11 protein-coding genes and 1 pseudogene are annotated in these 12,008 nt (G+C 43.9%); 8 read left to right on the plus strand and 4 right to left on the minus strand.

The features are described from left to right. Window positions 1–55: 55 nt before the first annotated feature. On the minus strand, window positions 56–409 hold the full coding sequence (locus AC0L6V_RS04260) for a hypothetical protein (RefSeq protein ID WP_265217610.1): 354 nt from the start codon (window positions 407–409) through the stop codon (window positions 56–58). A 149-nt stretch (window positions 410–558) separates the two neighbouring features. Between AC0L6V_RS04260 and AC0L6V_RS04265 the strand changes: the two genes are divergently transcribed. From AC0L6V_RS04265 to AC0L6V_RS04280, 4 genes are all read left to right on the plus strand, one after another. Then, window positions 559–1,296, plus strand: a complete 738-nt coding sequence (locus AC0L6V_RS04265; protein WP_418138790.1) for a helix-turn-helix domain-containing protein — start codon at window positions 559–561, stop codon at window positions 1,294–1,296. A 193-nt stretch (window positions 1,297–1,489) separates the two neighbouring features. Continuing rightward, complete coding sequence (htpG, locus tag AC0L6V_RS04270; protein ID WP_265217612.1) at window positions 1,490–3,418, plus strand: molecular chaperone HtpG; 1,929 nt, start codon at window positions 1,490–1,492, stop codon at window positions 3,416–3,418. Window positions 3,419–3,606: 188 nt separating this feature from the next. Beyond that, window positions 3,607–4,446, plus strand: a complete 840-nt coding sequence (locus tag AC0L6V_RS04275) for a DNA ligase (protein WP_265217613.1) — start codon at window positions 3,607–3,609, stop codon at window positions 4,444–4,446. 19 nt (window positions 4,447–4,465) lie between these two features. After that, complete coding sequence (locus tag AC0L6V_RS04280; protein WP_265217614.1) at window positions 4,466–5,161, plus strand: alpha/beta fold hydrolase; 696 nt, start codon at window positions 4,466–4,468, stop codon at window positions 5,159–5,161. Between the two features lie 10 nt (window positions 5,162–5,171). Here AC0L6V_RS04280 and AC0L6V_RS04285 read toward each other — a convergent pair whose 3' ends face one another. Next, on the minus strand, window positions 5,172–5,486 hold the full coding sequence (locus tag AC0L6V_RS04285; protein ID WP_188322979.1) for an ArsR/SmtB family transcription factor: 315 nt from the start codon (window positions 5,484–5,486) through the stop codon (window positions 5,172–5,174). 177 nt (window positions 5,487–5,663) lie between these two features. Beyond that, window positions 5,664–6,479, minus strand: a complete 816-nt coding sequence (xthA, locus tag AC0L6V_RS04290) for an exodeoxyribonuclease III (protein WP_265217615.1) — start codon at window positions 6,477–6,479, stop codon at window positions 5,664–5,666. A gap of 179 nt (window positions 6,480–6,658) precedes the next feature. Between xthA and gorA the strand changes: the two are divergent. Then, window positions 6,659–8,031, plus strand: a pseudogene (gene gorA, locus AC0L6V_RS04295) (glutathione-disulfide reductase). Window positions 8,032–8,277: 246 nt separating this feature from the next. Next, entirely contained in the window at window positions 8,278–9,750 is a 1,473-nt protein-coding gene (locus tag AC0L6V_RS04300; RefSeq protein ID WP_265217617.1) for an aminoacyl-histidine dipeptidase, read from the plus strand. Between the two features lie 602 nt (window positions 9,751–10,352). Here AC0L6V_RS04300 and AC0L6V_RS04305 read toward each other — a convergent pair. Next, on the minus strand, window positions 10,353–10,505 hold the full coding sequence (locus AC0L6V_RS04305) for a hypothetical protein (RefSeq protein ID WP_265217618.1): 153 nt from the start codon (window positions 10,503–10,505) through the stop codon (window positions 10,353–10,355). A gap of 577 nt (window positions 10,506–11,082) precedes the next feature. On the opposite strand from AC0L6V_RS04305, the gene AC0L6V_RS04310 reads away from it, so the two are divergent. Together AC0L6V_RS04310 and AC0L6V_RS04315 are read left to right on the plus strand one after the other, a co-directional pair. Then, window positions 11,083–11,493, plus strand: coding sequence for a 2Fe-2S iron-sulfur cluster-binding protein (locus AC0L6V_RS04310; RefSeq protein WP_418138791.1), 411 nt, complete (start codon window positions 11,083–11,085; stop codon window positions 11,491–11,493). A gap of 31 nt (window positions 11,494–11,524) precedes the next feature. Next, on the plus strand, window positions 11,525–11,965 hold the full coding sequence (locus tag AC0L6V_RS04315) for a hypothetical protein (RefSeq protein ID WP_418138792.1): 441 nt from the start codon (window positions 11,525–11,527) through the stop codon (window positions 11,963–11,965). Window positions 11,966–12,008 lie beyond the last annotated feature (43 nt).

The following is a 12,008-nucleotide window of genomic DNA, read 5'->3' on the forward strand; positions in this document are numbered from 1 at the left end:
CGAATGACATACACTGCTTAAATATTGTGCAGTCTATGTCACTTAGAAGAAGTTCTTATGGCTTTATTGTTTGATTCGCAATGGCCTGATTTGGTGCAGGGTCTGCGGTAATGGTGGTCTCAGTGATGGTTAATGGGCCATTTGTGTTGCTGATTGAATCATAGTTGTTGGCGATTGAAGTGCTTCCTTGTGTGCTCGCTGCTCCAGAAGCAAGAGCAGCACCGCCACTGACCATAAGAGGAACAGCCACCGCTGTACTCGCTGCTTGGGCGACGGATGCTGTGCCGTGGCCGATGGCATAGGCAGAGTGTTTACCTGCTTGACTGCTATGTTCACTTGAACCTGCTGCATGTGAAGTAAGGGTGGTAAGCGAAAGAGTGAGTGCAATTGTGATGTGAGCTAATTTCATTGTCGTATTCCTTTTACGTGGTTGATGAAATAGACAATAGTGGTTGATATTTTTAATGTAAACTTTGTTCTGATATGTATACTTTTTAAAAACTATTAGTCTATTTATCATATACTTTTTGGACTTTTTTATGTGTAGGAGTGGTCGTAATGAGCCAAATTAATCAAATTAAACAAACTCTTAAGCAGCTATTACGTCAACAACAGATTACTTATAAGGATATTGCTGTTGAATTAAATATGAGTGAAGCCAACATAAAGCGTATTTTCGCGACGCAAAATTTTACTCTTGAGCGACTTGAGCAAATCTGTCAGATATTGAAAATGAGTATTTCTGATTTGTTTTTAATTGCGCAAAAACAAGTAGAAAAAATTAGCCAGTTAACCATTGAGCAAGAAAATGAGTTATTGGCCAATCCCAAATTACTATTAGTGGCTGTCTGTGTTCGAGATGGTTGGAAGTTTGATGAAATCACAGCTTCATATGATATAGATAAACATCAATGTATTCAGTTATTAGCTAGGTTAGATAAATTGAAGATTATTGATCTGTTGCCTGATAATCACTATAAATCACTGATTGCCCAAGATTTTAGGTGGAGACCTCATGGTCCCTTAGAAAAATTCATGGAGCAGAATATATTTACTGAATTCATGCAACCGAAGAAGGGCGAAACTTGGGATTTTCGTTTTTATCTACGTGGTCATTATTCACAAACCTCCATTGATATTATTCAGCGTAAATTAAATCAACTTACCAAAGAGGCTGCCATTCTCAATCAAGAGGATGCTGAGACCCCTCTAGAAAAACGTCAACATACAGGTTTGTTAATGGCCATGCGTCCATGGGAACCCTCGTTGTTTGAACGCATGCGTAGGCCGTCTTAAGTATCAATGATTTCGCCTAACGTTTTTGCCATTCATCTATATCCATAAATTTACTTGTGACTTTTTTGCTTCTTTTGCTGAGTTTGCCTCTTGAAATTGCCACAAGAGGCTTTATCTATGAGTCACAAGTGAAAAGAAATACGCCTTTGGATCTTGGGTCCGAGGGTTCATTCAAATAGGAGCAAGCTATAACATGGCAACTGATACTCAAAAAGAAACGTTAGGGTTTCAAACCGAAGTAAAACAACTACTTCATTTGATGATCCACTCTTTGTACTCCAACAAAGAGATCTTTCTACGGGAGCTGATTTCGAACGCGTCTGATGCGGTTGATAAGCTTCGCTTTGAGTCTGTCGCTAACGCAGACCTTCTCGCCGAAGATCCAAATCTTCGTGTCCGTATTGAGTTTGATAAGGACAGCAACACTGTCGTTATTGATGATAACGGCGTGGGTATGTCCCGTGAAGAGGCTATTACCAACCTAGGTACGATTGCTAAATCCGGCACCTCGGCTTTTCTTGAGCAATTGAGTGGCGATCAGAAAAAAGACAGCCAGTTAATTGGTCAATTTGGTGTTGGTTTCTATTCCGCCTTTATCGTGGCGGATCAAGTGACCGTTGAAACCCGTCGTGCTGGTGTAGCAGCAGATCAAGCGGTACGTTGGGTATCGGATGGTTCTGGTGAGTTTACTATTGAAAATATTGAAAAAGCGACGCGTGGTACACGCATTACTTTACATCTTAAAAGTGATGAAAAAGAATTTGCAGACAACTTCCGTTTGCGTCATCTAGTGACTAAATACTCTGACCATATTTCTATTCCAGTGGAAATGGAAAAGCCCGTTTACCCAGAAATGGACGAAGAGGGGAATCCTAAGCCTGTTGACGAGAATAAAGCGCCAGAATTTGAGGCGGTTAACTCGGCAAAAGCCTTATGGACACGTTCACGCAGCGATGTTACTGATGAAGAATATCAAGAGTTCTACAAGCATATTTCTCACGATTATCAAGAGCCTTTGAAATGGTCTCACAATAAGGTTGAAGGCAAATTGGAATACACTAGTTTGTTGTATATTCCTTCTAAGGCACCTTACGATCTATGGAATCGTGATATGCAGCGTGGCTTGAAACTCTATGTTCAGCGCGTGTTTATTATGGACGAAGCGGAAGCATTCCTGCCACCTTACATGCGTTTTGTGAAAGGCGTGGTAGATTCTAACGATTTGTCGTTAAACGTGTCTCGTGAAATCCTGCAAAATGATCATGCCGTTGATTCTATGCGCTCAGCATTGACGAAACGCGTACTCGATATGCTAAGTAAGATGGCGAAAAATGAGCCTGAGGATTACCAAAAATTCTGGAACGAATTTGGTAACGTGATCAAAGAAGGCCCAGCTGATGATATGGGCAACAAAGATAAAATTGCTGGTTTGTTGCGTTTCAGCTCGACTCACACAGATGCTGCCGCGCAAACTGTCTCGTTGGCTGATTACATCGAGCGTATGAAAGAAGGCCAAGATAAGATCTATTATATCTACGCTGAGAGTCATAATACGGCGAAAAACAGCCCACATTTAGAGATTTTGCGTAAGAAAGGCTTTGAAGTCTTATTGCTAAGTGATCGCATTGATGAGTGGATGATGTCTTCTCTACAAGAGTTTGAAGGCAAATCTTTCCAAGACGTTACTAAAGGCAAGCTAGACTTAGCTGACCAAGAAAACGAAGAAGAGAAGAAAGAGAAAGAAGAAAAGGCTGAGCAAATCAAACCGCTTCTGGATCGCATGAAAACCGTACTTGAGTCGAAAGTGACAGCCGTAAACAGTACCGATCGTTTAACCAATTCTCCTGCGTGTTTAGTGGTTGGGGAATACGATATGGGTCTGCAGATGCGTCGCTTGCTTGAACAAGCGGGTCAGAAATTGCCTGAATCTAAGCCAACATTGGAGGTGAATCCAGATCACCCCATTGTTGCTAAGATGGACGCTGAAACAGACGAAGAACGTTTTGCGGATATGGCTTGGCTGTTATTCGAACAAGCAACTTTGTCTGAAGGTGGTCAGCTAGAAGACCCCGCGACGTTTGTTAGTCGTATGAACAAATTGATTGTTCAGCTAAGTAAGTAATATTAGCAAACGGTGTAATTGTCTCATTACGCCGTGATGCTAAGCTCAGTAAAGCCTCTATTTAAACTGTATAGGGGCTTTTTTTATGGCAGGTGGTTTGCTTTTTGTTGGATAATTCTTTAGGTTGATAAGGCACTAAGGACAGTGTGTTAACTATTCAACGTGTTAATTATTCAAAGGAGTGACATATGTTTTTAAAACAATGCCTAGCCACGTGTTTTCTGCTTTTTTCGGCACTTGCTGTGTCTCAACCACAGGTGCAATTAGCCTCTCAATTCTCTGATGATGTCCCCGTTAATGACTATTTAATTAGTGAAAAATACGATGGCATTCGAGCGATTTGGACGGGAAAGCAATTGATAACCCGCCAAGGAAATTCCATCTATGCGCCAGATTGGTTTGTTGACCCACTGCCCGAGGTTTGGTTAGATGGCGAGCTGTGGTCAACACATAATGACTTTGCTTTTATTATGTCAACGGTGCGAAAAAATACACCAGTTGATAGTGAATGGCGAAAAATCCATTACATGGTGTTTGATGCACCGGATCAAGCTAGACAGATGCCATTTGAGCAACGGTATGAACGTTATACTCGGATTGTGAATGGCCTGAATGCCTCCCATGTCCTTCCTGTCAAACAATTTACTGTCGTGGATAATCAGGCATTGGCATTATTATTGGATGCTTACGTAAAAAATGGCGCAGAGGGTTTAATGCTGCATCGCAAGACGGCGACGTTTGAAAGTGGCTGCACTGATAATTTATTAAAACTGAAGCCACACATGGATGCAGAAGCCAAAGTGATTGCTATCATGAATGGCGCAGGTAAATACGATGGTATGATGGGGTCGATTCTGGTTGAAATGCCATCGGGCATTCAGTTTAAAATTGGCAGCGGTTTTTCCGATGATGAACGACGTAACCCACCTCAGCCTGGTGATTATGTAACCTATAAATATCATGGTTTTACGGAGCGAGGCATTCCAAGATTCGCCAGTTTTTTGCGGCTTCGAGAAATAGACTATTAATGCTTTTGAAGAGGTGATCGTGCTGACAGAGGTTTATTGTTTGCCTGGTACTATGTGTGATCAGCGCCTTTGGGACACAACGCAACAGGCTCTAGGTTCCCAAATTGCACTGCGCCATGTGGCGATACCCAGTGAAAGCTCGATTGAGTTAATGGTCGCAGCCCTCGCTAAGATATTGCCGACAGCGCCCATTAATCTGTTGGGATTTTCTATGGGAGGGTACATTGCTTGTGCTTTTGCCTTGACATACCCTGAGCGAGTAAACCGACTAATGGTCTTGTCTAATACCGCAAGTGGCTTGTTAGAGTCAGAGCGTCAGCAACGTGAAATTGCCCTTAATTGGGTTGCGAAACAAGGCTATCATGGCATACCGCGTAAAAAAGCCCTAGCTATGTTGAGTCCTGTGAACCAAGGTAATAGCGAGCTGATTGGTTGCATTTTGGCCATGGACGAAGCATTGGGCGAAGCGGTTTTTATTCAGCAATTGAAAAGCAGTTTGCAGCGTCCAGAGCTATTAACTGAGCTTGAACATGCAAGGTTTGCGTTGTGTTTTCTTGTCGGTACAGACGATATTTTATTATCGGGCGCGGTATTAGATAAAATGCAGTCTTGTGAGCGTTACGCCCTGCAAAAGATCGATCATTGTGGGCATATGGTGCCTTTGGAGCAGCCAGCGTGGCTGGCTCAGCGGATGCTGGCGTTTTATAAAGGCTAATCCCCTCGCACTAAAGTGTTGGGCAAAAAAGTCTGTGAAGTGTTTGGATCAGCTCTTTTACTCTGCTGTCGCCTATCATATAGAAAATAGTTTGTGACTCTCGACGGGTGTTGACTAAACCGTCTTTTCGCAATATCGCAAGGTGTTGTGAAAGGGCGGATTGGCTCAAAGGCAGCTTTTCATTTAAAGCCGTCACGGACAGTTCTTTATCCAGCAAATGGCATAAAATCATCAGACGATTCTCGTTACTGAGTGCTTTTAAAAACAGGGCGGCTTGTGAGGATTGTTGTAGCATATCTTTCATGGTAGGCGTTGTGTTTTCCATTGTTTTTCTCTTTCTAAAGTAGCCGTTGGTGCATCGTGTTTTCTGCCGTCAACAAAACCATCCACATTGTCTGTGGATAAACTCGGTAGTAGTCGCTGTCAACTACTGTTGTTGTCAGGTAATGCGGTCATTATGTCGTGTTGTATGATATTTGCACAATGACCGTGTCATGGCTTTTTATTTGTTAAGATTAAAGCTTGTCCAAATAGGGGCGTGATCGGATGGCTTCTCTAGGGCGCGCAAATCGTAATCTACATCGGCATCTTCTAAATAAGGTGTCAGTCCATTGGAGGCCATAATGACATCGATTCGTAAGCCACGTTTAGGCGTGTCTTCAAAGCCTTTGGAGCGATAGTCAAACCAGCTGAAACGATCATCTCGTGTTGGGTTAAGCTGACGATAAGTGTCTGTTAGTCCCCAGTTGGCCAAGGTAGAGAACCATTCTCTTTCTTCTGGCAAGAAACTGCATTTGCCTGTTTTTAACCAGCGTTTGGCGTTGACCTCTCCAATGCCGATGTCTAAATCCGTAGGGGAAATATTAATGTCACCCATGACAATGATTTTTTCATCAGGAGAATGGGCTGCAAGGTACTGCATTAAGTCTGCATAAAATTTACGCTTCGCTGGAAACTTAGTTTCATGGTCGCGGCTTTCTCCTTGAGGGAAGTAACCGTTTATCACTTTTACTGGTCCTTGGGGAGTGTCAAACGTCGCAATAATCATTCGACGCTGCGCGTCTTCATCATCATCTGGAAAGCCGTACTCCACGTTAGTCGCTTCTTGCTTACTAAAAATAGCCACGCCGTAATGGGATTTTTGTCCGTAATAATAAGCATGATAGCCAACAGATTGTGGAATCTCGTGAGGAAAAGCATCATCGTGCACCTTGATTTCTTGCAGGCCAATGACGTCCGGTGCGTGTTTTTCGACAAGCGCGGTTATTTGATGTGGTCGAGCACGTAAACCGTTGATGTTAAAAGAGACAAATTTCACGGGGATTCCTTGTTAAACGAATTTGCTCAATGATACCGAGATGTGGGGTTTACATAAAGCGGTTAAATAAGATGAATTGATGGCTTTTTCATGGCACGTATATGGGATTGTTTTTAACTTCTTTTGGCTGGCCTGTTACACTGTACGAATGGTTTAAAAAGTAATTTTGGAGACTCAAAATGCCTTATCAGTACGACTTATTTGTTATTGGCGCAGGCTCTGGTGGCGTTAGAGCGAGCCGAATAGCAGCATCGAAAGGTTATAAAGTCGCCGTTGCAGAAGGCGGCGCATTGGGTGGCACTTGTGTCAACATCGGTTGTGTGCCTAAAAAACTCTTTGTCTATGGTTCAGAATTTGGCCATGGTTTTGACGAAGCGGCTGGTTATGGTTGGTCTCACCAAGGTGTTGAGTTTAACTGGTCGGTTTTACGTGATAACAAAACCAAAGAAATCCAACGCCTCAACGGCATCTACGGCAATTTACTTGGCAATGCTGGTGTTGAGGTCATTGCCGGTTTTGCGAGTTTTGTCGATGCGCATACTGTTATGGTAGATGGTAAAACCTATACCGCAGAACGCATCTTGATTGCTGTTGGCGCTAAGCCTTTTATCCCTGAATTTAAAGGCAGCGACCTCGTCGTCAGCTCTAACGAGATGTTTTTTTAGAAGAACTGCCTCAAAAAGCACTGGTTGTTGGTGGTGGTTACATTGCTGTTGAATTTGCTGGTATTCTGAATGGCTTAGGCGTGGAAACCAGCCTTGCCTACCGTGGAGATCAGTTGCTGCGTGGCTTCGACCAAGATGTTCGGGATTTTGCCAGTGAAGAATACAAAAAATCTGGCATTGATGTTCGTTTAAATACCGACGTTGAATACATTGAATTGGCGGATGCGGCGGACCCAAAAGGCGCTCGAACAGTGTATTTTAAAGATGGTCATGTAGAAGAGTTTGGTTTGATTCTTTATGCCACTGGTCGTGTGCCCAACGTGGCTTCCCTAGCGCTTGACAAAGCGGGCGTCAAAACCGGTACAAACGGTGCAGTGATCATTGATAAAAACTTCACTACTTCTACAAAAAGCGTCTTTGCTCTTGGCGATGTGACGGATCGTATCCAGTTAACGCCGGTTGCGATTAAAGAAGCCATGGCGTTGATCGCTTATTGGTTTGAAGGCAAAGAAGTGACCTTCGATTATGACAATATTCCAACCGCTGTTTTCAGCCAACCAGCAATAGGCACCGTAGGCTTAAGTGAGCAGGAAGCCGAGACGCGAGGCTTAGACTTCCGAGTGTATCAAACGGACTTCCGCCCAATGAAACACACACTGAGTGGCAGCACGTCACGCTCTATGATGAAGTTGTTGGTAAACAATGCAGACGATAAAGTCATTGGTGCGCACATGGTCGGCGATTACGCTGGCGAGATTATCCAAGGCTTAGGGATTGCGATCAAAGCCGGTGCAACCAAAGCGGATTTCGACGACACGGTAGGGGTTCACCCAACCAGCGCGGAAGAGTTTGTGACTTTTTCAGCTGCGTCTTTAAAGAAAAAATAAGACGGACAAAGACGCTCGAGTAATGCACTGAAGAAGACGCCTTGATACGGTTTATCATGGCGTCTTTTTTGTATGTCTAATGTTTGTCCATCTAATCTAGAATTTGGTTTCTTCTTCACGATCAAATTGTACAGCGCATACGTTTTCTCTATCAGCATAGTCTTAATTTCGATTGCCTCAATGGCGGCACTTCATTAGTGTGGCTAGCATTCGCAACATGTTCTTAAAAAAATACACGAGACTAAAATGAACGAAGTACTAACAACGTTACAACCTGCGGCTATTTGGCGCCATTTTCAAACATTATGTAACACACCAAGACCGTCCTATCATGAAGCGGCACTAAGAGAACACCTCATTCAATGGGCGACCAAGCTAGGTCATGAAACCTATGTTGATCCAGTCGGCAACCTATTAATCCGCAAAGCCGCCAACAAAGGCATGGAAGACAGAGAAACTGTCGTCTTACAAGGTCACTTGGATATGGTTGCGCAGAAAAATGCCGACATCGACCATGACTTCACCAAAGATCCGATTGTCACCCAAGTGATCGATGGTTGGGTTCACGCAACCGGAACCACCCTTGGTGCTGACAATGGCATTGGTGTTGCCGCCGCCATGGCCGTACTAGAAGCGACTGACTTAGTCCATGGACCTATTGAAGCCTTGTTTACCATCGAAGAGGAAACCAGTCTACGGGGTGCTCTACAACTCGAAGAGGGCATTTTACAGGGCAAGATCTTATTAAACTTGGACTCTGAAGATCGTGGCGATGTGTATATTGGCTGTGCAGGTGGCATGGACATCAATATTGAAAAACAGTACGTCGCTATCGCGGCTGATAGTGACCAAAAAGCCTTCAAAATTACCGTCTCTGGTTTACGTGGTGGACATTCTGGATTGGATATCCATAAAGGTCGTGCCAGTGCGAACGTGCTGATAGTCCGTTTGTTAAACTTGCTAAAAGAGCGTTGTGATTTTGGTTTAAGCGCGTTTAGCGGCGGTACATTACGCAATGCCATTTCACGGGATGCCACAGCGACCATCAACGTCAGCAGCAAAGACCAAGCTAAACTGTTTGCCTTTATTGAAGCATTTGAGAAAGCCACACAAGCGGAGTTTTCAGCGACAGAAGCGAATTTAAGCGTTACCTTAGCCACGGCGGCATTGGATTCAGAACTGGAAAGCAACGCTAAAGACGCTTTGTTAAATGCCATGTACTGCGCGCCCCATGGTGTTCATCGCATGAGTGCGGACTTGGAAGGCGTCACCGAAACCTCTTGTAACTTTGGTGTGATGAATCTTCGTAACACCGCTGACGGTAAAAAAGCGTTTGATGCCTGCTTGTTAGTACGATCGTTAGTGGATTCTGCCGTAGAGCACCTGGCTTACGTGGCAAAATCTGCTTTCTCATTAATTCAAGCTGACGTGAAACTCGAAAATGGCTACCCTGGTTGGCGCCCAGATCCAAAGGCATGCTTACTCAAGCACTTCTTAACCGTTCACACCAATGTCATGGGGCACGAAGCCAATGTAAAAGTCATCCATGCGGGCCTAGAGTGCGGCATCATCGGCGCGAAATACCCTGGTATGGAAATGGTCTCCTTCGGCCCCAACATCCGTGGTGCCCATTCACCAACAGAGCGCATGGAAATCGACTCCGTTGGGGATTTTTGGCGACTACTCGTCGCGTTGTTGGCGTCCACGCCGAAGGCCTAAGTTGCTTCCCCTTCTTCAAGGGGAAGACGGAAGATGGGGTTGTTCTTTTATTTCTTTTGAATCCTCTTATTGGCTTTGTATTCCTAAAGGTTATTCCGCTCTTCAATTCAGTGAATGCTGAGCGGATAACTTTTTGCAAGCGCCCAAAACTTACCTTATAAAGAAAAGCAAAAATTCGCTTTAAGATCTTTAATGCCTGATTTCTTTCATAGGTACATCATTTTTACCTACGCTCCTTTTACCGTAAGGCATAGATTGGTTTTATTGGTAGAGAGCCTCTTTCTGTTAATGACCCTGAAACGCCATAACGTCGCGCAACTTCGTCGCGTCGAACTGACTTCTTCGTGGCACAAGGGCGTCGTACTATATCTCACCTTGGTATTGCTTTGCTTGCGCCTGTTTCGCAGGCTCAACGCGTCAGCGCAAAATCAAACCAAGGTGAATGGCTGGCGTTAGGCCTGTATATATCGACTTTTGTAGGCCGTGCCTTTTTCATAGCTAATCGTAGAGCATCATGAGCGCAGCGTAATGTGCCGTTGAAAGCGAAGCTTTCACTTTTTGACTGGACGGGCTAAAAGGTCTTTGGCTTTGACCATTAGCCCTCAAAGAGTGTTTAGAAAAGCTTCACCGTCGGCTGTGTCACCACTGTCTAACTCTTTTTTGGCAGATTCAACGTAGTGTTTTAGGTAATCAAGTTTCATTGCTTCAAGCTCGTCAAAATTTCTCTTAGCATCATTTGTGGTAAGAGTATGCATAATTAAGCTTCATTTTTAGAATTACCCAGAAGCATAATTTATGGCGTGGTTTAATTAAAGCGATTAAACCGTGCGATTTTTATAGAGGGTGGATCAAGTAAGGTGGCTTTAGCCCGATAAAGCTTGCGTTTAAACAGAGTATCTTGTATTCGCGTTCAGCTGCGTCGTTAACGAAGGCAAATCTTTTCACTATGAGTCCCTTGCATAAATGAAAAGAGCAACTGTACATTGAAAAATTACATATTTTAATAAGCGGTGTTTTGTTGGATTTATATGGAGGCATGACGTGATGTGTAATCGCGATTTATTCACAGAATTAAGATCTGCCCTTGATGAAGCCAAACAGCATTCTGAAGAAAAATTGCCACTCAAACAAAGTAAAACGAGGTAGGCGATAGTTTCGAGGGAGGAATGTCATTTCACTTTGTTGCTACCAAACCTTCTCATTTCAAAATGTGATCCTAAGGCAATGCGTTCAATCAGCATTGCCTTTTCTTTTTTAGGAATGGGTTTTAAGAAAGGGCGAGGGTGAGGTGTGAGAATATGTCATAATAGCCGTATCAAAAAACGAGGTTGGATGATGGATTCACAGGCGCTGACGATAAAATTGGATGACGAGCAGTTTGAGGTGGTGTTGGGGGGCAACTTGTTGTCTTCCTTGCTTTCTCAGGGTGCGGATGTTCGTTACGGTTGTCGCGCTGGGGCGTGTGGGGCTTGTCGTCTTTATGATGTGAGTAATTGCGAGTCGATTCTTTCCTGTCAAACGACCGTGGTGTCGGCGATGTCTTTAACTCGGCAAACGCCGGCTGAGTCTTCCTCTTTTACTGTTTTAAGTAATATCACTATTGATGAAGCATCGATTGAGCTGACTCTTTTAGGAGCAAGTGACGATTCTTTTGGCGACCGCGTTTTTGTGTCTCTTCTCTCTGAAAGGTTATCGAGTAAGGTATCTGAATATTCGTCTGCTGAGCGAGGCTCATTTTTATGAATGCATGACACTAAATCCTGCTGGCGCCCCTTTGAAATTGGTTCTGCAGAAAGAGCATGTTTCCGCTGAGGATTGGTGGCGAGCCTTGGCGCTTTCGTCTGATGATAAGCTTGCTGTTCAATTATTCACGGGGATTAGAAAAGGACGTTTGTTGTTTGAAATGGACATTTCCGATGCGCCTGTGGTGGTGATTTCTTCTCCGGATAACGCTATTTTTGAATCTTATTGGCGTGAGGCAGTGCTGGATTATACGCCAAGTTTTCTCGGGCATTTTGTTTTGCCTGCGAAGAGTGATCCCAAGCTAAGTTTGGCGGATGCTGCGCTGTTGGCGTTTCTTCAAGCGGCGCTGGTGGATGCAGGCGATGCCTCTTTACAGCTTATTTACCATGGTCAAAACGTGTCTGCGAAGGATTGGGGTAGGTTGTTACGTCCTTTGCGGATTCATCCGAATCAGCTGCATTTTGTTCGGTAGCTTGGCCTTTTTATTTTTATGCATATTTTTATGCTTTTTAATT

Source organism: Marinomonas sp. G8-14 (genome assembly GCF_055808935.1).